Origin of the sequence: Paenibacillus dendritiformis, from assembly GCF_021654795.1 — a bacterium.
GTDB lineage: Bacteria > Bacillota > Bacilli > Paenibacillales > Paenibacillaceae > Paenibacillus_B.
The window spans coordinates 2,469,632-2,489,974 of sequence record NZ_AP025344.1 but is presented as its reverse complement, the minus strand read 5'-3'; the positions used below and the strand labels follow the sequence as shown (position 1 = coordinate 2,489,974).

Sequence of the window (20,343 nt, the reverse complement as noted above, 5' to 3'; positions counted from 1 at the left end):
CAGGGTGCCCTGTGAGAGCCATGTTTATTCTTGGGCTTACAGCCGATTCAAGTGCTGCACAGCCGTCTCCAGTTGATCGCAGACAGGGCGCAGCGTCTCCACCCGGTTCAGATTGGCGAGCATCCCCAATACGATGACCCGCCGCGGCTGAATCTCCATTAGCTCCTGCTCCAGTACCGCAAGCGAATCAATGGAATCCTTGTATCGTTGGGGCGGGAGGTTCTGCCGGCTCAACTCTTCGCGCATTTTCTGGACCAGGACGAGCGGATGCATCGCTTTCTGCGGCTCCTGGCGGATCGCATGAAGAAGCGCCGGCCAATCCTCCTCCTTCATGAACGGTTCCGGCCGGGATTGCAGCAGCTTTTGTGCGTTCAGATCGACCAGGTCAAGCGCGTAATCACTGAGGCGGTCCAGCTTCACCGTAACCTCCTCCAGCAAGATCACGTTTAAGTAGGTGGTAATGATTCCGTTCAGCAGCAAGGTCAGATCGAGCTTGTAGGGCGAGATGGCGTTCCCGTACATATCCGTCAGATTATTCATGATGCTCCGGGTGTTATCAAGACTGACCTGCTGCAAAAATTGATGAATCTCTTTATTGGCGAACCCGGCATTTTCCCGCATTTGCATCGTGGTGAACTCGGGATATTCGGATAACATCACCATATGGACTTCGATCTTCTTCTTCATCCGTTCACGGGGCGTCAATAACGGATCCCGTTCAATGATCTGTACCCGATCATAGAGCAGCCGGAAATAATATTTGAATATGCTTAACAAAAGTTCTTCTTTGGAAGCGTAATGCTGATATACGCTGCCCTTGGACATTTTGCAATATTGAGCTATCTCCTGCATCGTCGTCTGCACATAGCCTTGCGTAGCAAACAGCTTCATCGCTGACTGCAAAATATGCTTCTTTTTATCTGCCGAACGATCCTCCATGACGATTGATGCCCCCTGTAATTACTGTTCCGCGCATGCGAATATGACTTATCTTAAAGAAAAAGCCCCCCGCTTGCAATCAGCCCTCTCACATGGACGCCGTCGAGGATGGAGCCTCCCCTTTTCCGGTTCGCTTCCAGTTGGCAAGAATCATTGTGCTGAGCAATAAAATCGCGGCTCCGAACACGTAAGGAATATTTGTATTCACGTCATATAAAATTCCGGCAATCGACGGCCCGATAATATTGCCCAGACTCATATACGCCGTATTCATGCCGGCGACAAAGCCTTGCTCGTTGCCAGCCATTTTGGACAGCAGCGTGTTCAACGCTGGCCGAATGATCGCGGTAGCGGCAAAAAACAGCAGCGTCACCGCAAAAATCGCTGCGAATTGCCGGACAAAGAGCGTCACTACCATCGATGCGCCGGCCAGAATGAAACAAGCATGCAGCACCTTCTTCTCGCCGAAGCGGCGCAGCAGCCGCTCGATCAGAACCGCCTGCACGATAACCCCAATCAATGCGCCGAACGTAATAATAAGCGAGATTTGCTTTGGCGTGAAGCCGAGCTTGCCGTCGAAGTACAATCCGAATATCGATTCGAAATTCTGCAGGCCGAATGACATCGTAAAAACAAGCGCAAGGAGCACAAAGTACGGCGCCTTAAAGGATGCCAGAAATTGTTGCACCATAGTCGACCGCGGCCCGTTCTTGCTCTGCTGTATCGCGATCCGCTTCTCTGGAGGCAGCGTCTCGGGCAGGAAGATCAGGGAGAGCAGCGTTCCGGCTACGGCTAACCCGGCGGCGAAGTAGAAGGGAACGCGAATGCCGTATTCCGCCAGCAGCCCCCCGATGCCCGGACCGATGACAACCCCCAGCGTCATGGAAGCGCCGAACAGTCCCATCCCCTTGGCCCGCTCATCCACAGTCGTAATATCGGCAATATACGCCATCATCGGCGAAGTTAACAATGCCGCACCCAAGCCGCCGAGAAGGCGGGACAGATACAGCATCCACATCTGATCCGCCAAGGCGAACACAATTTGCGACAAAGCGAAGATGCCAACCCCGCTTACAATCAATATTTTGCGGCCGTATTTATCCGACCATTCCCCCGCAATGGGGGAGAACAGGAACTGGGTCAGCCCGAAAGCGGCAACCAGGTAGCCCATTGCTTGCCCTCCGCCGCCGAATTCCTGCAAAAAAGAAGGCAGTATCGGGATGATCAACCCCATTCCTACCATCGTCACGAACATGTTCATCATCAAGATGACCAATGGTCCGTTGTACTTCCGCCTTGCTTCCGACATCTCTCTCGTCCTCCTCTGTTCTCTCGTCTGCCCTTCTGTTGATTGGCAGCCTGGACTGACGTTAGGCCACCGCACCCCGCAAGGGTAGTACCCAATAGTTCTTAATATGACTTCGTGGTCGGTATCATTCTACCTCAGCCGGCCAACTCAAGTCAAAAATGCTCCTTGAGAAGCTTCCCGGACGCTGACGCCATAAAAAAAGAACCGCAACCGCGGCTCTTGTTAAAGTGATTCAAACGGCAGGACTACAGCAAGCTTTGCAGCAGACCCTTATCTTCTTCTTTATCCACATGCCCGACCAAGCGGTCTAGCCGGCTGATCTGATGGCCGTATTCATATAAGGACGCAGCCACGATCGATAACCGCAACGCTCCCTCCGGTCCATCCGTGCCGTACTGCAGCGCCTGGGTCATGAAGCGTTCGTTCTCCCGCTCCAGATTGGCGGTGTCGCCGCTGTCGGGCTTGACCTTGTCTTCGAACTTGAGCAGGACATGCTCATGGCATTTAATGAGCAGCTCCAGATGGCGATCGAAGAACAGATCGGATTCCTTCGTACGGACCGACTGGAAATAATGCTCTTCGATGATATTGAGCACCTCGATGCCTTTGCGCAGCGTGTTCAGCAGCTGCTTGTAGACGACGATGCGGCGCGTATGCCGGTATTTGGCCCGCTTCAGCTTCTTCGTCTCCTCCTCGAACAGCTTGTACTTGTCCGAGCTCGACTTCAATGATTCCTCCAGTCCCTGCTTCTCGACGCGGAACGCGCTCTCCTTCATCTCGTCCGATATCGCGGTGCGAAGCAAAAGCGACATGCGGCTGAAAACATTCTGAATCTGCCCGATAAATTGCGCCTGCGGGTTCGGCGGGAAAAACAAAATATTGATTAGAAATGCCGAACCGATGCCAATCAGCGTCAGCGCGAACCGCCCAAGCGCGAAGTCCCATTGCCCTGATGCTTCCATGACGGAGATGACGGTGACCAGCGTGAGCCCTACCGTCTCCTCCATCTTCATCTTAAGACAGATAATGATAACCACGATGCACACAATCCCGACCGCAATCGGCTCGTTCGAGAACGCCATCCCGGCCAGCAGGGCAATTGCGGCCCCTAGTGTATTCGTCTGCAGCTGATCGAGAAAATAACGCCATGACCGGTAGATGGACGGCTGCATGGCGAAGATGGCCGCCACTGCGGCAATCACCGGCGTTTTGAATTGAAAATATTGACTGATGTATAAGGCGAGCGTAACGGCGATCCCCGTCTTCAACACCCGGGCGCCAAAAGCCATGGCCCTCCCTCCTTCCTCCTATCCTATCCATATGGACAGTTCTCCATCATATGCCTTGTCTGCACAAGGTTTTATTTTATCTGATCTTATTGTAAAAGCAAGTCCCGAAGGCGGCAATATGCTTCCAACCGTTCCGCTTAGACAACGCCAAAAAGCCTTCATGCCGGATGTCCGGACAGAAGGCTCAGGCCGCGTGCTCGCGGTTAGAATTGGATCTCCTGCTTCAAGTACGCCTTAGGCTCGGTGACGAGCCAGAACTCTACCGTATAGGTCTGGCCCTCCTGAAGATTCACAGCCTCGCTGTAGGTCAGCGATTTCCCGGGGAGCAGCGTCTCTTCTCCCAATACGGTTAAATAAACTTTGTCCTTGGAGGCGAGATATACCACTCTGCCCGCGGCGTCAGTCACCTTGAAGTCATACCGCTGCGAGGAGCTGAACTCAAGAAGGAGCTCTTCATGCGACGGGTTGGTGACGGTGAACGTCAGCAGCGCCTGACCCTGCTTGCTGCGTCCGACTTCCAGCTTCGACACCAGCGGCGAGATCCGGACGGCCTCCCGGAACTCATCCGCCAGCTTCTTAGCCGTTAGCCCGGAGATTGGCTTACGGAAGTCAAGATCGTCTTTGACGATCGACAAGGCTACAGCCGCGTGAATATAGCGGGACGCCCACGCCGAGCACTTGTAAGAAGATGACTTCGCCTGATCGAATGCCGGCGCGGCAATCTCGTCAAGCTGGTACCCCCGTACAAGCGCAGCGATCATCTCCTGATAGGTTACGGTTCGATCGGGCCGGAAATGTTCGGCATCCGTTCCCTTCATCAGTCCCGCTTCGATGACGGCGGGAATGGCCCCCCGGGCCGTGGCCCAGTGATCGGCCGCATCCGCGAATGCCGTGCTCGTCTTCTTCGTATCCAGTCCGAAGAGCTCGGCCAGCAGGACCGCCAGATCAGCCCGGCTCAGATCGTTCATTTCTATGGCATTGCTGCCGGGCTCTATGGCCCGCGGTTCCGCCTGGGTTCCGGCCGGAAGCGCCATCATGCCCGCAATAACCAATCCGCAGGCAAGTCTGTTAATCTGCTTCATCTCCATCTTCTCCCTTCGCGAATGTCGGAATGAATGCATGAATGCATCTTCCTATATTTTACCTGACGATCTTCAAGCGCGGGATGTTGCAGGATCAGGAATAGGATTCCCCTTCGGAGTCGGCGGCAACCGGGTACGCAGCAAAACAGCGGCACCTTCTCCAGATGCCGCTGCCATGATGTCCTATTTACTTGTTAGCCGGTAAACTCTTGAACCCATTCACCGTTGTAGTACGCGACGCCAATCGATGTGTAGTTCGGATTCATAATGTTTTGGCGATGCCCTTCGCTGTTCATCCAAGCGTTCATGACCTCTTCCGGCGTACGCTGTCCTTTGGCGATGTTCTCGCCGGCCGTGCGGTATTGGACGCCCTGCGACTTCATCAGATCGAACGGCGAACCAAGCGTCGGCGATTGATGGTCAAAATAATTGTTGTTATACATATCTTGCGCCTTGATCATCGCTACCTTGGTCAGCTTCTCATCCGATTGAAGCGGGTTCAAGCCGGCTTTGGCCCGTTCCTTGTTGACCAAATCCACCACTTGGCTCGCGAAATCCGACTTGTCCGCTGCCGTGCCATTCTCCGTGCTTGGCACAGGCTGGGCCGGCTTCGTTGGAGCAGGCGTTGGCTTGGACTCCGGCTTGTTGGCGGAATTGCCTGGATTTTGAACCGTCGGCTGCTTGACAACTGGCTGCTTGCTGCCGTTATGGCCTTGATTATTCCATTCCTTGACCAGGTTGTCCAACCAAGCTTGCCAGTCGCTGGATTTTGCCGGATCCGGGATGACGGCTTTCACATTGACGCCGTTTACTTTTACCATATAACAATTCGGGCTTTGCGCTTTCACCGCGTCGGCCTGCGGAGCCGCGAAGGCGGATCCCGCCGCCAGAACCGGCGCTAGCGCGATGGCGCTGGTCACTGCTACTTTTTTGAGCGTATTCTTCATTCGTTCATCTCTCCCTTTGCAGCCTACGAGGTTAGCTGTCGGGTTCGGGTCAAAGAGGTCACCCCTGACGCAAGTCTGCGCCTTCACCCCAAAAGTTGGTTCCCCCGCGCTCTTCCGAGCTTCGGCTTGATTCGAATTCGTACACATCGTAACACGAAATAGTAGGAGAGATCATGCTATAATATATGGCACTAAATTAAGATTTTGTTACCTATTGTAACCTTTTTGACACCTTGAACAAGGTTGGAATCCGCCGCCTTGGCTAAGCCCTTGACGTGTTACAACCCCCGCTGCTCCGCAATTATCTGTGTTCTCCCCCCTCTCATTGTTATCAAAAAATCATTCCTGCCTCATCCCCTTATTCCAAGTATCGCCAAAATATATTATAGTAGATTTCAAATCTGTCAAAATTTCGGATAGAGGTGCCTATGATTATTCGCATTGCTTTGGGACTGCTCCTCACCGCCATTGCAGGAGTGTATGCCCTCATAGAAGATGACCTGTACCAATGGTTCAACATTACCGGTTGGATTGGTCTCGGACTGTGCGGATTCGCCGGCCTGATGTCCGACGGGCTTAGCCAACCGGAGTACAACAGAGAGCGCAGCGCCAGTCAAGGCATAGGCTTCGTCGCTACGCTATGGCTGCTTGGCGCGCCGAGCCTGCTCACTTCGCTGCTGCTGTACATCCTCGTCTACCGCTAAGGTTGCCTGATCGAATGGATGCCAATCCCCGGCTACCAAGCTTTCGCTTCATGGCCATCCTGGTAATGGGACGTGTCTCCGTGCAATAAAATGCGGGGGTTCCCATCAATGAACTCCAGCTTGCACAGACATGCCGGATGAATGTAGGGGAGTTCCCACAGCAGATGCAGAGGGCGCGGCTCCGCGTGAGCCATCAGCAGCTTGACCACGACCGTATGGGTCACCATCAGGACGGATTGGCCAGGATGGTCGCGCACGATGCCTAAGAGCCGCGCCAGAGCCCGCTCTTGAACCTCATGGAAGGTCTCGCCGCCTTCAACCTGGAATCGGGCCGGGTTGTTCCAAAATAATTCGAATTGCTCCGGATCCCGCTCCTTCACCGCCGCCTGCGTCTGTCCTTCCCAGGCGCCAAGGTGAATCTCCTTCAGATCCTCGCAGGCCTGAATCGGCACATCCCGTTCCATCCGAATCAGCTCTGCGGTCCGGTACGCCCTTCCGCTGGAACTGGCATATATCGCATCAAGAGGCTCATGCCGTAGCGCCTCGCCGAGCCAGATCGCTTGTTGGACACCAAGCTCGGTCAATGGCGAGTCCTGATGCCCCTGCATTCGATGCTCCAGGTTCCACTCGGTCTGTCCGTGGCGCACTAGATAAATGGTTGTCGGTTTCATCGTATTTCTCCTCTCCGCTTCGTTCAAAGGCATGTTCTTCCAGCCCTCAATGCTGTTAAGTAACCCAGGCTGAGGGAATCATCTCAAGCAGTCCCATGCGCCTCGGGCCTCCGTTCTTCTGGATCAGTCAAAAAACTCAATGTGCGGCTTGCTGGCCCGGTAGTATTGGAGCCGATCGCCAAGCGTCCCCGTATGGAATTCGAAGCAGTGATTATCGGGATCGAGAAAATAAATCGACTGCCTGTCTTCCTGTGACCTTTCCCGGCCGGCGAGTACCGTAACCCCATAATCCAGCAGCTTCTGGCGCACTGGCTCGTAATCCTCTTCATTAATGCTGAACGCGATATGCGTATAGGTAACTTCCTGCCGAGAGCGGTCGATATCCTCCTGATTCAGCGCAATCCACAAGCCATGGCAATCGAAGTAAGCCAGCCGTCTCCCGACGCACAGCAGCTGGCCTTCCAAAATATCGCGATAGAAAGCGATTGATGCTTCCAGATCAGACACGGAAAAGCATAAATGATTCAAGCCTCTGATATATGACATAGGCATCCTCCTTTAACCGTTCGCTCCGGACAAGTACGGCACGGAACGGATCAAGACGAGCTTATCCCTTCACCTATTCTCTTCCCTTACGCTCTCCGGCACACCGCCACCATCGACAGAGAAGCAGGCTGCAGGGAGACGCCGGACCAGCCTCCGTACAGATGCAGGAGTTCAAAGCCGTTCGCTTCCAGCATACGGGCCAGTTCCTGCGGGTACGTATAACGCAGATCGATCGTTGTCTTGCGCTCTTCGCGCAGCTTCTCCCCCTCGATAAAACGACGGATCGTCGTATAATGCTGAACTTGGGCCACCGGATCATACGATGTGATCGTGTATACGTCGCAGCGATGATCCGGCGCGATCTCAATCGTACGCCAATATTCCTCCACGGGCGGCTGAAGCAGCTCCTCGGCCGCCGGGAATCTGGCATCGAACAGCAGTATGCCGTCGGTCGTCAATACGCTGCGAATCGATTGAAGCAAGCGGTCCTGCACTTCATTGGTCAGAAAATGTTGAAATCCGTTGCCGGCCATATAAGCGAGCGGCGAGAGTTCCGCAAGCCGCAGTTGAGTCAGATCCTGCTGCACCCATCGGATATCCGCCCCGGCCGGCGTTTTGCGGCAAGCCTGCTCCAGCATGCCCGCGTGGAGATCCACTCCAACGATGGAATATCCCGCCTCCGCCAGCGGAAGGGCGGTTCGCCCCGTCCCGCATGCCAGATCCAGCAGCGGCGTCTTCTTCCCTATTTCCAGTTTTTTGGCCCATGACAGAATCATCGGCAGCTCTGGATTTCCCTGATTTTCTATATCATATAAGTTCGGATCTTCATATTCAGATAAATCCCAGTCCATCATAGTCATAAGTCACCTCTTCACATGGTACCATGCCTGCGCTGGTATAATCGCCTCAGCTCTCATAGGTTCAGTTCAGGTTCCAATCTGCATTCCTTGGCGCACCAGCTCCAGCCACTGTTCACCCGCTTCGGGGGAACAGGCAATCAAGTAGGGCTCCCGGCACATCGTCCGGAATGGCCGGCCCTGGAAATCCATGACCTGCCCGCCCGCTTCCTGAACCATCAACACGCCGGAATACAGATCCTCCCCTTCCGAATTATAAAGTACGATAGCGTCGATGACTCCCCTCGCCAGCATGCACCATGCCAGCGTCGGCGCCCACAGCCTCAGCATCCGCTTGCAGGACAGGTCCAGCTTCGTCCGCAATTGGACTGCCCTCTCTTCATGCCGCACGGCGTGTCCCTGAATCCACCCGGCCGTCGCCCGCCTCAGATCCCGTTCATGCCCCCGCATCCGAACGGGCTCGCCATTGAGCGTCATCCCTTCTCCCTTGACGGCGATATACAGCCGGTCAGGCAGCGGCTCGTAGATGACTCCGAGCACCGGCTCTTCCCGGTACATCAACGTGATCGAGACGGCAAAGACGGGAAGGCCGATCACATAATTATTCGTTCCGTCGAGCGGATCGACGAGCCATAGCCAATCGCTGTCCCTTCCCAGCTGGCCGGCTTCCTCGCTGTGAATTCGGTGTTTGGGGAATGCTCGCTCGATTGCCTCCACGATGACCTGTTCGGCTTCATAATCGGCTTCTGTCACGACATCGCCGGCGTCCCCTTTTTCATCCACCTTGTGCATCGTGTCGAAGCGCCGCTTAATGATCGCCCCGGCCGCTTGCGCCGCGCTGACCGCCACCTCTCTCGCCTCATGCAATATCGTTCTGTCCATTTCCGCACCTCACTGTATATTGTTTTCTCCCGGTGTACCACTTTCGCAACTCACACGGAGACTCTATGAAATCAGGAATAATTTTACTATAATATCATAATAGGCAAAGCAAATATAGACAAGGAGGTAAGCTCATGATGTTCACTCAACGAAAAAGATGGATTATCGCCAGCATCGCCATTCTGCTCGGAACCGGCTCTATAGCGCCCGAAGCGCTCGCTCATCCGGGCAGAACGGACAAGTACGGGGGCCATACCTGCCGAACCAATTGCGAGAAATGGGGGCTTGAATACGGAGAGTATCATTACCATAACGGATCAAGCCGGTCTTCCCGGGCAAGCTCATCGAAGCCCGCGGGAAGCAATGCAGGCTCAACCAAGAGCAAGTCCTCTTCTACAGGGGGCCGGGCTACATCCAAGTCCAAGTCCAAACCCGCACCCGCCAAAAAGCAGCCGCAACCGGTAGAAGCCGGCATTACCGTCTCGTGGAACAAGGAAGCCGTCTCCCTGTCCTCGAAGCCGGTCCGGTATCAGGATCAATTGATGCTTCCTCTTCTCGATACGCTGGACGCGTTCGGCATCTCCTATTCCGTCAAGGACAAAGCCATTCATATCAAAGAGGATGAACAACAGGTTATCGTCCCGATTAAGCATAACGAGAAGAACATTCAAATCGGCGGCAAAACGGTGAAGCTCACGGTTCCCCTGATTATTGCCAATGGGAAGCTGATGGTCCCCTTGTCTTTCTTCCGCGAGGCTCTGTCCTGCACCCTGTCCTGGGACGAATCGGCCCAACATTTGCAGATTGCAAGGTAGCGCCGCGAGGCCAGTACCCGGTTTCTCCTTCAGACTCGACCATTTGAGAGAGGCCGGGGCTGCCTAAAGACCTCAGCCCGGGTCATCTCTCGAATCCTGGACTCTCGGCGACCATGCGATCATGCTATGCTCCTTTTCTGCAGAATTCCTCACCCGTCAATACCAGGTGCATCAGCGTGCGTTATGTATCACGTACCGATACCTGCCTCCATACTCCGCCAAGCCGGCATGGCAAGCGGGATCGAAAAAAATGCCGCGCTTACGCACGGCATCTGGATAAAAGCGAACGGCCTAAGCCGCTGAATTTTCTCTTGGCTTCGGCGCAGAGAATAAAGGCTCCCATTGGAGACCTTCTCCGCAGATTTCCTTGCGCAGGCCGGAGATAGCCTCAAGCGTTTCTTCGCGCTGCTTCTCCAGCAATTCAACGGTTTCGTTATGAAGATCGCCAATCTTGTTTTTCGTGCTGGCGGTTAGCTCGGCAATCGCCTTCTTGCTGGCAGCCACCCCTTTGGACACGTTGGCGGTTTGCTCTTGCTTCAGTTCGGCATATAGCTTTTTTGCCATTGTCTTCGTCAGCTTGCCCTTGCTGTATTTGTTGATCGGACTGCCCGCATAATGCTCGCTGGAGCCATGCTTCAGCTTCTGCATCGGGCTGCTCACATAATCTTCATTCACCGTTTTGTTGTATTTCCACATCGAACTGTTCAGATAGTTCGGATTGATCGCTTTGCTAAAAGTCCACATCAGGCTCTGCAAATAATTTTCATTCAGCGCTTTATTCAGCTTCCACATCGTGCTGTTCAGATAATTCGGATTGCCGGCCACCTCATATTTCCACATCGGACTGTTCAGGAAATTCGGATTGATATATTGATTATACGTTCTGAGCTTGCTTTTCATGTTTTTGTCGCTGCCATAGCGCTCTTCCAGAGACTTTAGATCGGCCTCCAGCTTCTTATGCCATTCCTTCTGGTCCGCATGCACCTGCGCCATCATTTCTTCGTATTTCCGATGGCTGTCGTCATAAAATTTTTGATACGCCCGTTCGGTTTGTTGCAAATAACTTTCGTAGGCATCGACCGTTTTTTTGTTGTAGGCTGTGTATTCCTTCCATACTTGAGCAATCCATTGCTCGTCGGCCGCATGCGCGGAAGCGGCCGGCAGCAGCGCGGCTGCAGCCAACAACAGACCGAACGCCATCCATCTCGATTTGGCAAGCCATTTCCTTGGGAACATAATCCACCTGTCCTTCGTTTTTTGTATTCTGACAGAGGATATTTTATCCACACGCTTCTCTCTTTCCAAGTACCTCAGCCGATAAACCGTACTTAAGAACTATGCAAATCCCGCCAAGGATATAGCACGAGACAGGGACATTCCGTTACCATCGCGTATTTTGCCCTATTGACGCCAGTCGGGTTTGTTCCCATCAGAAGCGGGCCTTTCGATCACGCAAGCCATAAGCAAAACAAGAATACAAAAAAAGAGAGCGCACTTCGTGTGCGTCTCTCTTCTCCGCCGGGGGCAGGGGCCTATTCCTCCTCCGGACGAGTCTCATACATGCAAGTGAACCGTTCGACTCCCGGGTAGATTTCGCCCCGGCTCTCAATCCTAAATCCGATATTCCGGTAAAAGTCAACCGCTTCCTCATCGGTCTCCGCCTTGACCACATCCGGCTGCTCCTGATGAATGAGCTCCAGGATCATGCCCCTGCCGAACCCTGCGCCCCGCATCTCCGGATGAACGGCGAGATGAAGAATCTCGATCTCCTTCCCCTGCTTCCGAAAGCCGATGATGCCTGCTGCTTCGCCGTCGTTCTCATATCCCCACACCTCGTCTTCGGCATGCTGCTCATACCGCTGTAAGACAGCCTCCACCTTGTCCGGGTCGGGAAAGACTGACAGCTCGATAAGCTCGCGAATGGCCGTCTCCCGCAGCCGCGGCTTCACATTGATAAACATGCTCTCATTCCTCCTGCTAACCTAGTCAATTCCGCGCCAGCTTGCGCGCGAGCGGAATGAACCAATCCGTCACTTCCGGGAATTCGAATCCGGCTTCCCGCGCCCGGCGGTTATCCATGAACCAATGATCCGGGACGCCGAACGGCGAGCGGTTCCCCTCCGCAGGCGGCTCTACGATCGCCTTCCTGCCGGCGGCCTCTTCCACGATGGCCAGGATGCGATCAAGGGACAGTTCTCCGTTGGAGCAAGCATTGATCGGTCCCGCATCGTTCTGGCCCAGTAGCCAGTATAAGAACGAAGCCGCCTCATCCGAGCTGATGAACGACATCTTCGCCTTCCGGTTCGGGATGCCTATCGGCTCTCCCTGCCGGATCCGGTCCACATGGTAATGAAGCCGCCGGGTATAATCGTCCTCCCCCAGCACAATCGGAAAGCGAACCGCATGCACGGGGAACCCGGCCCGCTGGAAGAAGACGGCCTCCGCCTGCCGCTTTCCTTCGCCGTAATCCAGCTCGGCTTCCGGATCCGTCTCGAACGGATACGAATACGGATCGAAATCCGATTCCGCAAGAGGATCGGAAGCGCAGCCGTATACCGACAGCGTAGAGGTGAAAATATACTTCTTCACTTTCCCTGCGAAAAGATCGCATGCCATCAGCGCTTCCTGCGGCGTGTAGCAGATGTTGTCATAGACCGCATCCCAGACCTGATCTCCGACCGCTGCCCGCAGCGACTCGGGGTCCTTCCGATCCGCCCGGACACGGACAACCCGCTCTCCGAACGGATCCGGTGTCGCGCCGCGGGTAGCGATCGTCACCTCAGCCTCGCTGTCCAGCAGCTTGTACACCAGCTTTTTACCGAAAAATCGCGTTCCGCCAAGCACTAATATTTTCACCTTATCCCCCCGTTACCTTATGATTGTTGGCCCATTCCGGCATATGCCTTCCTATCATACACGGTCAATGAAGATATGCCTAGAGCACGCAGGATCAGATAGAATTTCATCCTTATGTAACTTGCGATGTATCTTGGGCCTCCCTCAACAGCGCCCTTTCAGATGTTCCGCCTTCCGCGAATCTCCTTTATGTTACCTTCATCCGGCTGCGTTCGACTGGATCCCGTTCTCAGCCGAACCGCAGTATCTTCCCGCGGCCGGAGCGTTTGCTCGCTGCCGCCGCCTGCTCGTGCTGCCATTGCTGCAGCGGCTGCCAGGAGATCAACTTGATTCCTTCCCTGGCCAGCACGTCCCGAACGGCCGGGTCGGCCGCGATGCGGTATTCCATTTCCCGCTTCGCCTGATGCTTCCGCTGCGGGTATGAAGCCGTGTACCGTTCCGGATGCAGCGTCCATTGGGTAATCCCCGGCTTCAGCTCGGCCAGGGCTCTCACAATCCCCTCACGGTAACTCTCATAGTTCTCTGCCTCGGCCAGCCCGTAAGCATCAGGCAGCAGATCGTCGATCAGCGCGATGTTCCGTTCTCTGGCTTCGTTAATCATATATTCGAACCTTCTGCGCTGGGCCTGGGTCAGAAAGGACTGCCGCACGATGTTCCGCGGGAGCAAAAAAGGCAATTCATACGTGTCGCACAGATCGAATACGGCATCGAGGAAATCGTTGCCGGCGAACAGCCCCAACACGCTGCCTTGGTGACTGTCAAGATGGGTTGGCTTCAGCCCTTGCTTCAAGGCCCATTCGATCTGATTGGCCAGTTCATGCCGAACCTCGTACGGGTCGGCCTGCTTCTCCAGCTGCGATAGACTGTCCGGAAATCTACCCTTATCCAGCAGCGAAGGAATCCGATCCGGCGCCGAGCGCGGCCGATAGCCCCCCGTCAGCGTCAGATGAATCCCAATCGATGCGTTTTTCCCGGCGACGGCCCGCTTCGCGGCAGCAAGACTGTGCCCGGCGACCGTAATCAACGACGCGGAAGTCACCGCTCCGCTCTCCAGCAGCTCGAACGCCGCCTCGTTCGCTTCGGCGGAGTGGCCCGCATTATCTGCCTGTATAATCAGAACCCGGTCCCCGGATGAATATCCCAGAATGCTTAACATATCTATGTATCCCCTTTGTTGGCGTAGTGACGCGGCGGGTTGCCTGTCATCATGTCATACGCAGGAGACTGTCTTTCGTTTCCTGCATTACGATTCCTTTTCCTTGGAAAACTTACGCAGCCCTTGCCGCGATCTCAACTGATGAGCCGGACGATCGAGGCGATCCAATAGGCCGCCGGGACCAGCAGCAGCTGCGCCAGCAAGGTGCCGAAGAAGCGCGAAAACATCAGCACCGCGTAGATTCGGCCCAGCCGGCCGCGTTCCTGTGGATGCTGAAGCGCCTTATCCGTAATCAATCCGAGCTGCGGATCAATGAAAATAGTCAGCAGGATGGTCGCCATCCCGTTAATAAGCCCCGATGATTGCGAAGCGGTCGTGCTGAACTCCGGAACGAGATAGGCGGCATACAGCGAGGCGAGCACGCCGACCGTATAGATCCCGGTAACGGCGATATTCAACAGGATGAACCGCTTCGGAATGCCCAAATAACGGAGACTAATCAGCATGGACCAGGTCGGTCGGCGGATGTAGCTCTTCGTCCGCCTTAACTGCCCGATCGTAACGCCGGCCAGCAGCTTCGGGATGGAGCCGGCCACCTCCAGCCGGGCGATGATTCGCGTGAACAGCTGAACGAATGTCGGGAACACCGCGATCGCGAGCAGCGTACCCGCCGACGCCGCCACCAGCGTGAACCTGAGGTAGGGCAGCGGATCGAACTCCGGATGCCGATTGGCATAATCAATGAAGTTAGCGGTGAACGGCGCTTGAATCAGGTTGGCCGTGCGCGCCACGAGCACGACGATCCCGGTCAGGGACAAGGCGACCGCGAGCTTGCCGATCCGGACACCCGCGAAGCGGATCGAGTAGGACAGCGTCTCGGACGCATGAATAATCAAAGTAAGAATAAATACAATTACTAGCGTAGACGTCAACTGAATCACTCCGAACGGACGAAAAGAATTAAATACATCATGGTTGCGGCCTTCCCGGCTGCTGTCGCTCGTCTCGGGACAGCTCCGCCATATCGCGCTGGCTCGGAAGATCCCTCCAGTCCGTCTCCGGCCGGGGAGCCCGATACAGCACTCTTGGGCCGGAAGCCGGTTCCGGCTTCGCGAGCCGTGCCGCAATGCGGCTCTGTTTCTCATGAAATAGAGATAACAAAAGAATGATGATCGTCGCGTCGAAGAATAATAGCGTCTCCAGTCCCAGCCCCATGAATATCACTCCATTCAGTATGACGAACAGGAACATTGTATAGATACGCATGTCAACCCCCTCCTTCTCCGCCAACATCGCTTCTTTCGCTTATCAGAAATAATTTGACATCAGTTGGTTGACCCAGGCGGGCACCTGCGGATTCGATGGCGAGTCAAAGGCCGGGAAATGCGGCTTCACATCAAGCACTGGCGTATCGTCTATCGCGTCCAGCCCCTGCACCCGGATAATCGCTCCTTCGATATTCACCAGCTTCGCGCACGTAATGCCAATCGGATTCGGCCGATGCTTCGCCCGCTGCGCAAAAATCCCGATGTCCGGCATATCGGACCGCCCCTGCGGTCTGCGGACCAGGTCTGCCGCGGGATCGAAGGTAGAGCGATCCATATAATATACGACAAGGATATGGGAAAATTCATGCAATCCTATGAGCCCGTCCGCATACTCCGGAAGCAAATGAATCTCGGCAACCACCTTCCCCCAATTGTCATCCACCCCTTCCGTCACGGAGGAGCGAACGGTGCCTATCGGCTCGATATTCATTACAATCCCTCCTGCAATTCTCCTTATTTCCCAACATGATCCGAACACATTATATCCCGTTATTTAGAATGACGCCATTAGGGCTGGCGCTTTCCCCTTGCTTCCCTCCCATAACGGATGAAGACCACAGGCACCATGCGCGCATGTGGTCTTCCATCCCCGCGGATATTCCATTGTCCCGGGGTTACAGCTTCGTATCGTCTACCTCATTCAACCATTGTTCGATGACGCCGATGACCGAGGCCACGCATCCGTCCTCGAACGGAGAGATAAGGCCGGCTACGGTGACAAGCTCGGTGAAGGACTGGCTTCCCCCGGTCTGGCACAGCTTCAAATAATCGGCCCATGCCGCCTTATAATCTTCATTCATGCGCTTCCAGAACTGGAAGGCGCAGATTTGGGCCAGCGTGTAATCAATATAATAGAACGGCGACTGGAATATATGTCCCTGCTTATGCCAGAAGCCGCCGCGCTCCAGGTAATCGATGCCCTCGTAATTGCGGTGCGGCAAATATTTGCGCTCGATATCGCGCCAAGCGGCCTTCCGCTCCGCCGGCGTCGCATCCGGATTTTCGTAGACGAAATGCTGGAACTCATCCACCGATACGCCATACGGCAGGAAGAGAAGTCCCGATGACAAATGATCGAATTTATACTTCTCCGTCTCCTCTTCGAAAAACAGGTTCATCCACGGCCAAGTGAAGAACTCCATGCTCATGGAATGAATCTCGGCCGCTTCAAATGTTGGGAAATGGTACTCCGGTACTTTTAAATGTCTGCTCTCATAAACTTGGAACGCATGCCCGGCTTCGTGAGTCAGCACATCGATGTCGCCCGAAGTGCCATTGAAGTTGGAGAAAATGAACGGCGCCCCGTATTCGCTCAAATAGGTGCAGTAGCCCCCGCTCTGCTTCCCCTTTTTGCTGACCAGATCCATGAGCCCGTTGTCGACCATGAACGTAAAGAATTCGTTCATCTCCGGCGACAATTCCGCATACATCTTCTTGCCGTTCGCGATAATCCAGTCCGGGTCGCCCTTCGGCGTCGCATTGCCCGTCTTGAAGCTGAGGCTTTCGTCATAGAAGCGCAGCGTGTCGACGCCGATCCGGTTGCGTTGGCGTTCACGCAGCTTGGTCGCTATCGGCACGATCTCATCCAGCACCTGCTTGCGGAAGTTGGCGACCATCTCGGCGTTGTAATCGGTCCGGCACATCCGCGCATAACCAAGCTCGACGAAGTTGGAGAAACCCAGCTTTCTCGCCATCTTCGTTCGCACCTTCACCAGTTCGTCATAGATACGGTCGAACTCCGCCTCATGCTCGGCCATGAACTGATAACGCGCTTCGGACGCGCGCCGTCTCATGTCCCGATCCGGCGATTGCTCGAACGGCATCAATTGCGCCAGGGTGCGCTCCTCGCCCTCGAATGGAATTTTCGCCGAAGCGATCAGCTTGTTATATTCCGTCGCCAGCTTGTTCTCCTGCTGCAGATCTTCAATGATGTCCGGATGGAACGTCTTCACCGACAACTCCGCCAATTGGAACAGTTGGCGGCCCCATTTCTGCTCCAGCTCGGTCCGGAATCTCGAGCTGATCAATGCCTTGTAGTAATCTGTTATGTATTCCTGGAACATCGGCGTGATCTCGTCCATATAATCCTGCTCCGCCTTGTAGAACTCATCGTTCGTATCGATAGAGTGGCGAATGCCGACAAGTTGATTCTGCGTATCGAACACGCTGCGCAGCTTGTTGATGGCCTCCATGGCCCGATCCTGATCTTCAAGGCTCTCCGCGGCGTTGAATGCCTGCAGATGCTCCTTGAACTGCTTGCCGATCGCTGCGATATCGGGTCGCTCGTAACGATACTCGCTAAATGTCATCCCATTACACAACCTTTCAAAAGGTAGTCTTGCTCCTCCATTATACTGAACAACCCGTCCCGATGACTACGTCTAATGAAGGAAAACTTTTGCAGTTAACGCAGGGCGCCTCCTCCGCTTCCGCGCAAGGCCTTATGTCTCATCCGTCCGTCTTACTTCAGCCTAATGCCGACGTAATGCTCCGCCACGGGAGGGCGCTCAAAAAAAGGCTGCAGCAGAACGGTCCACTCGAGGTAGGATTCCGATGCCGTAAAACCCGGCATATGATCCTTGAACGAATTCCACTGGACGATCATAATGTACTTATCCGCGACCTCCACACATTTATGCAGCTCGTGCTTCATATATCCCGGCCGCTCTCTCAGAATCGCCGAAGCGTCGCGAAAGCTGCTCTCGAAGTCGTTCGCCGTACCCGGCTTCACATAGAACGTCGTCATATGAACAATCATCGTCTCACCCCTTCATTACTGTTCATATGCGCCGCCGCGGCGGTATACGATCGCCAATGCTATCAATCGTTCAAATTCGTTATGGCGCAAGCAACCCAATCAAAATCGGCTTCCCGCCTTGCGACCGTCTCAGATGCGGCAGCAATGCTTGAATGATGCGATGGTTTTCTTCACAGGGGGTTATCGGATGGTGAATGCTATTAGACGGTTCAATAGAGGAGCGGAACAAGTCTGCATCATATGTACGGCCTTCTGCATGCGGACCGGAGCAGAAATCCAGTTTGCAGAAGGCCAGAAGTAACAACGCCGGCGGCGGCAGAGCCAGTCACTCGACCGGCGAGCTTGAACCACCCTAGCGATCAACGGCGCTGCACAATAACGGTTCGCCCGCGGAAGACCCGGTGCCGCGGCAACTTGTGCAGTGGCTCTGCGGCCCTTCGGGGTGGGCTGCCGTAGCCCGTTTTGGCGTCGTGCCGAAACTGTCGGGATAAGGGAAAAATACGTGTTCCGTGCCGTTGCGCGTGCTGCAGCTCGGACAAGACTTATATTTTCCGTCGCTGCTCCATTGCGACGCATTCAACGGTTTCTGGCATGATGTACAAATCAATGGCTTCATGGAAGCAGTACCACCTTTCTCTATGTATCCTTTCCATGTGAAGAGAATCACCTGAGCAGACGGATGATTTCGGCACACAGAAGGCTGCTCCTCTGTACATTGTACATGGAACAGCCTGGAATAGGAATCAATATTTGCGCAAAGAAATCGGTCCCCAACCGAACCAGCGCTTCCGAACCATATTGGCAATTCGTCCGAACAGCGTCTCGATAGCCTGCGTCGAATCGCCAAGCATGCGGACGCCGAAGCCGGGAATAATGAGCTCCGACAGCCCGATGCAGCCTTCCTGCCGGTTCAGTTCGAGCGTCTCTGCCATCTCCTCGATGAACGCGCGGGTCGCGAGCGGGCCGATGACGAACAGTGATCCGACATGCGTATGACCATCCATGCGGCCAAGTCCGCGAATCGCCTGATCGCCGGGACGCAGCCTTAAATGATCGGACAGCACAGGCACCCCGCCCATCTCAATCATCGTCTTCAACGCAATCTCATCGTACGAGAAATGCTCTCCATCCGGGGACCAGCCCGGGGTTACGATTTCCCCCAGAATCAGCGCGGCGCTGCGGTCCATCCGGATGTCAGTCTGCTGCCGATATCTGGAGCCGCGGTAGCCAATAACCGAATCGGGGAGCCATTCCAGATAACTTCCTGCCTCCAGCGCAATGCGCGTCAATTGGAACACCGGAACCTCTGGCGTGCGATAAATTTTGGTGGAAGACTGGGTCGTGAGCAAGGCGGATGCGCCTTCTCCCAGCTCGAGCTCCATCCGGTACCGGTCGCCGCCGACGTATCCCCCGCCCGGATTCATGACGTAATAATGCACCTGGCCGCTTTCGTCCGGGTAGATGGGACGGGCGATTTTGTATGCCCCCTGGTGATATTGGCGGGAAGCGGCCGAACGGCCGCCCCGTTGTTCGACCTTTAGCTCCAGTTGGCCTGTCCAAGGGACCATCTTACTCCAAGCCGGACAGCAGGGCATGCTTTTCCATCCAGTCGACCACTTCATCGAGCCCCTGCTCATCCTTCAGATTCGTGAAAATATACGGCTTATTGCCGCGGAACGTCAGCGTGTCCGCCTCCATCACCTTCAGGTCCGCGCCGACATAAGGAGCCAGGTCCGTCTTATTAATAATGAACAGATCGGACTTGATCATGCCTTGTCCGCCTTTGCGCGGAATCTTCTCTCCCTGGGCCACGTCGATAATATAGATGGAGAAATCGACGAGCTCGGGGCTGAACGTCGCGGCCAGATTGTCGCCCCCGCTCTCCACAAAGATAATCTCCAAATCCGGGTGGCGCGATAACAGCTCATCGATCGCCGCGAAGTTCATCGATGCATCCTCCCGAATCGCGGTATGCGGGCAACCGCCCGTCTCCACGCCAATTATGCGATCCTCCGGCAGAACGCCGGCGCGCATCAGAATCTTCGCGTCTTCCTTCGTATAAATATCATTCGTGATGACAGCCATGCTGTATTTGCCGTGCAATCTGCGGGTAATTTTTTCGACCAGCATCGTTTTGCCTGCGCCAACAGGGCCGCCTACGCCGATTTTGATCAGACTCATCCTGCATCACTTCCTTATGGTCA

General features: G+C 54.8%; 22 protein-coding genes and 1 riboswitch. Of the genes, 2 read left to right on the top strand and 20 right to left on the bottom strand.

Going from position 1 to position 20,343, the window contains the following annotated elements; genetic code table 11:
- Positions 1–36: 36 nt before the first annotated feature.
- From L6439_RS10880 to L6439_RS10860, 5 genes are all read right to left on the bottom strand, one after another.
- Positions 37–939, bottom strand: coding sequence for a TetR/AcrR family transcriptional regulator (locus L6439_RS10880; RefSeq protein WP_213469702.1), 903 nt, complete (start codon positions 937–939; stop codon positions 37–39).
- A gap of 88 nt (positions 940–1,027) precedes the next feature.
- Positions 1,028–2,248 carry an MFS transporter gene (locus L6439_RS10875; protein WP_213469701.1) on the bottom strand — a complete coding sequence of 407 codons (1,221 nt, stop codon included), beginning with the start codon at positions 2,246–2,248 and terminating at the stop codon, positions 1,028–1,030.
- Positions 2,249–2,493: 245 nt separating this feature from the next.
- Complete coding sequence (locus tag L6439_RS10870) at positions 2,494–3,537, bottom strand: FUSC family protein (protein WP_213469700.1); 1,044 nt, start codon at positions 3,535–3,537, stop codon at positions 2,494–2,496.
- A 203-nt stretch (positions 3,538–3,740) separates the two neighbouring features.
- Entirely contained in the window at positions 3,741–4,619 is an 879-nt protein-coding gene (locus L6439_RS10865) for a BsuPI-related putative proteinase inhibitor (protein WP_213469699.1), read from the bottom strand.
- Positions 4,620–4,813: 194 nt separating this feature from the next.
- Positions 4,814–5,566: a CAP domain-containing protein gene (locus L6439_RS10860; RefSeq protein WP_168180245.1), complete on the bottom strand. Its 753-nt coding sequence runs from the start codon at positions 5,564–5,566 to the stop codon at positions 4,814–4,816.
- Positions 5,567–5,571: 5 nt separating this feature from the next.
- Positions 5,572–5,703, bottom strand: a riboswitch (cyclic di-AMP (ydaO/yuaA leader).
- A gap of 291 nt (positions 5,704–5,994) precedes the next feature.
- Here L6439_RS10860 and L6439_RS10855 point away from each other — a divergent pair.
- Positions 5,995–6,270, top strand: coding sequence for a hypothetical protein (locus tag L6439_RS10855; protein WP_213469698.1), 276 nt, complete (start codon positions 5,995–5,997; stop codon positions 6,268–6,270).
- 32 nt (positions 6,271–6,302) lie between these two features.
- Here the strand turns inward: L6439_RS10855 and L6439_RS10850 are convergent, their stop codons facing one another.
- From L6439_RS10850 to L6439_RS10835, 4 genes are all read right to left on the bottom strand, one after another.
- Positions 6,303–6,941 carry a histidine phosphatase family protein gene (locus L6439_RS10850; RefSeq protein WP_168180243.1) on the bottom strand — a complete coding sequence of 213 codons (639 nt, stop codon included), beginning with the start codon at positions 6,939–6,941 and terminating at the stop codon, positions 6,303–6,305.
- Between the two features lie 123 nt (positions 6,942–7,064).
- The gene (gene fosB / locus L6439_RS10845) at positions 7,065–7,487 is read right to left on the bottom strand and encodes a metallothiol transferase FosB (RefSeq protein ID WP_213469697.1); all 423 of its coding nucleotides are present in this window, start codon (positions 7,485–7,487) and stop codon (positions 7,065–7,067) included.
- Between the two features lie 86 nt (positions 7,488–7,573).
- A complete protein-coding gene (locus L6439_RS10840; protein WP_213469696.1) occupies positions 7,574–8,347 on the bottom strand; it encodes a class I SAM-dependent methyltransferase in 774 nt (257 codons plus the stop codon).
- 66 nt (positions 8,348–8,413) lie between these two features.
- Positions 8,414–9,226, bottom strand: coding sequence for an inositol monophosphatase family protein (locus tag L6439_RS10835; RefSeq protein WP_213469695.1), 813 nt, complete (start codon positions 9,224–9,226; stop codon positions 8,414–8,416).
- 134 nt (positions 9,227–9,360) lie between these two features.
- On the opposite strand from L6439_RS10835, the gene L6439_RS10830 reads away from it, so the two are divergent.
- Entirely contained in the window at positions 9,361–10,041 is a 681-nt protein-coding gene (locus L6439_RS10830) for a copper amine oxidase N-terminal domain-containing protein (protein WP_213469694.1), read from the top strand.
- A gap of 291 nt (positions 10,042–10,332) precedes the next feature.
- Here the strand turns inward: L6439_RS10830 and L6439_RS10825 are convergent, their stop codons facing one another.
- From L6439_RS10825 to ureG, 11 genes are all read right to left on the bottom strand, one after another.
- The gene (locus L6439_RS10825) at positions 10,333–11,277 is read right to left on the bottom strand and encodes a hypothetical protein (protein WP_237096815.1); all 945 of its coding nucleotides are present in this window, start codon (positions 11,275–11,277) and stop codon (positions 10,333–10,335) included.
- 296 nt (positions 11,278–11,573) lie between these two features.
- Entirely contained in the window at positions 11,574–12,002 is a 429-nt protein-coding gene (locus L6439_RS10820; protein WP_213469693.1) for a GNAT family N-acetyltransferase, read from the bottom strand.
- A 25-nt stretch (positions 12,003–12,027) separates the two neighbouring features.
- On the bottom strand, positions 12,028–12,897 hold the full coding sequence (locus tag L6439_RS10815; RefSeq protein ID WP_237096814.1) for an NAD-dependent epimerase/dehydratase family protein: 870 nt from the start codon (positions 12,895–12,897) through the stop codon (positions 12,028–12,030).
- A gap of 229 nt (positions 12,898–13,126) precedes the next feature.
- Positions 13,127–14,053: a ChbG/HpnK family deacetylase gene (locus L6439_RS10810; RefSeq protein ID WP_213469692.1), complete on the bottom strand. Its 927-nt coding sequence runs from the start codon at positions 14,051–14,053 to the stop codon at positions 13,127–13,129.
- A gap of 134 nt (positions 14,054–14,187) precedes the next feature.
- On the bottom strand, positions 14,188–14,985 hold the full coding sequence (locus L6439_RS10805) for a lipid II flippase Amj family protein (RefSeq protein ID WP_168180236.1): 798 nt from the start codon (positions 14,983–14,985) through the stop codon (positions 14,188–14,190).
- A gap of 37 nt (positions 14,986–15,022) precedes the next feature.
- Complete coding sequence (locus tag L6439_RS10800) at positions 15,023–15,319, bottom strand: hypothetical protein (protein WP_213469691.1); 297 nt, start codon at positions 15,317–15,319, stop codon at positions 15,023–15,025.
- Between the two features lie 42 nt (positions 15,320–15,361).
- Positions 15,362–15,811, bottom strand: coding sequence for a tRNA (N6-threonylcarbamoyladenosine(37)-N6)-methyltransferase TrmO (gene tsaA / locus L6439_RS10795; protein WP_213469690.1), 450 nt, complete (start codon positions 15,809–15,811; stop codon positions 15,362–15,364).
- A 184-nt stretch (positions 15,812–15,995) separates the two neighbouring features.
- On the bottom strand, positions 15,996–17,690 hold the full coding sequence (locus L6439_RS10790; protein ID WP_168180233.1) for a M3 family oligoendopeptidase: 1,695 nt from the start codon (positions 17,688–17,690) through the stop codon (positions 15,996–15,998).
- Positions 17,691–17,842: 152 nt separating this feature from the next.
- Positions 17,843–18,139, bottom strand: coding sequence for an antibiotic biosynthesis monooxygenase family protein (locus L6439_RS10785; RefSeq protein ID WP_213469689.1), 297 nt, complete (start codon positions 18,137–18,139; stop codon positions 17,843–17,845).
- Between the two features lie 743 nt (positions 18,140–18,882).
- On the bottom strand, positions 18,883–19,707 hold the full coding sequence (locus L6439_RS10780) for an urease accessory protein UreD (RefSeq protein ID WP_168180231.1): 825 nt from the start codon (positions 19,705–19,707) through the stop codon (positions 18,883–18,885).
- Position 19,708: 1 nt separating this feature from the next.
- A complete protein-coding gene (ureG, locus tag L6439_RS10775; RefSeq protein ID WP_168180230.1) occupies positions 19,709–20,320 on the bottom strand; it encodes an urease accessory protein UreG in 612 nt (203 codons plus the stop codon).
- Positions 20,321–20,343 lie beyond the last annotated feature (23 nt).

Bases quoted from the DNA above. Each gene is read 5' to 3' on its own strand.
- L6439_RS10880 (WP_213469702.1), bottom strand. From the start codon at position 939: ATGGAGGATCGTTCGGCAGATAAAAAGAAGCATATTTTGCAGTCAGCG.
- L6439_RS10875 (WP_213469701.1), bottom strand. From the start codon at position 2,248: ATGTCGGAAGCAAGGCGGAAGTACAACGGACCATTGGTCATCTTGATG.
- L6439_RS10870 (WP_213469700.1), bottom strand. From the start codon at position 3,537: ATGGCTTTTGGCGCCCGGGTGTTGAAGACGGGGATCGCCGTTACGCTC.
- L6439_RS10865 (WP_213469699.1), bottom strand. From the start codon at position 4,619: ATGAAGCAGATTAACAGACTTGCCTGCGGATTGGTTATTGCGGGCATG.
- L6439_RS10860 (WP_168180245.1), bottom strand. From the start codon at position 5,566: ATGAAGAATACGCTCAAAAAAGTAGCAGTGACCAGCGCCATCGCGCTA.
- L6439_RS10855 (WP_213469698.1), top strand. From the start codon at position 5,995: ATGATTATTCGCATTGCTTTGGGACTGCTCCTCACCGCCATTGCAGGA.
- L6439_RS10850 (WP_168180243.1), bottom strand. From the start codon at position 6,941: ATGAAACCGACAACCATTTATCTAGTGCGCCACGGACAGACCGAGTGG.
- fosB (WP_213469697.1), bottom strand. From the start codon at position 7,487: ATGTCATATATCAGAGGCTTGAATCATTTATGCTTTTCCGTGTCTGAT.
- L6439_RS10840 (WP_213469696.1), bottom strand. From the start codon at position 8,347: ATGACTATGATGGACTGGGATTTATCTGAATATGAAGATCCGAACTTA.
- L6439_RS10835 (WP_213469695.1), bottom strand. From the start codon at position 9,226: ATGGACAGAACGATATTGCATGAGGCGAGAGAGGTGGCGGTCAGCGCG.
- L6439_RS10830 (WP_213469694.1), top strand. From the start codon at position 9,361: ATGATGTTCACTCAACGAAAAAGATGGATTATCGCCAGCATCGCCATT.
- L6439_RS10825 (WP_237096815.1), bottom strand. From the start codon at position 11,277: ATGTTCCCAAGGAAATGGCTTGCCAAATCGAGATGGATGGCGTTCGGT.
- L6439_RS10820 (WP_213469693.1), bottom strand. From the start codon at position 12,002: ATGTTTATCAATGTGAAGCCGCGGCTGCGGGAGACGGCCATTCGCGAG.
- L6439_RS10810 (WP_213469692.1), bottom strand. From the start codon at position 14,053: ATGTTAAGCATTCTGGGATATTCATCCGGGGACCGGGTTCTGATTATA.
- L6439_RS10800 (WP_213469691.1), bottom strand. From the start codon at position 15,319: ATGCGTATCTATACAATGTTCCTGTTCGTCATACTGAATGGAGTGATA.
- tsaA (WP_213469690.1), bottom strand. From the start codon at position 15,811: ATGAATATCGAGCCGATAGGCACCGTTCGCTCCTCCGTGACGGAAGGG.
- L6439_RS10790 (WP_168180233.1), bottom strand. From the start codon at position 17,690: ATGACATTTAGCGAGTATCGTTACGAGCGACCCGATATCGCAGCGATC.
- L6439_RS10785 (WP_213469689.1), bottom strand. From the start codon at position 18,139: ATGATTGTTCATATGACGACGTTCTATGTGAAGCCGGGTACGGCGAAC.
- L6439_RS10780 (WP_168180231.1), bottom strand. From the start codon at position 19,707: ATGGTCCCTTGGACAGGCCAACTGGAGCTAAAGGTCGAACAACGGGGC.
- ureG (WP_168180230.1), bottom strand. From the start codon at position 20,320: ATGAGTCTGATCAAAATCGGCGTAGGCGGCCCTGTTGGCGCAGGCAAA.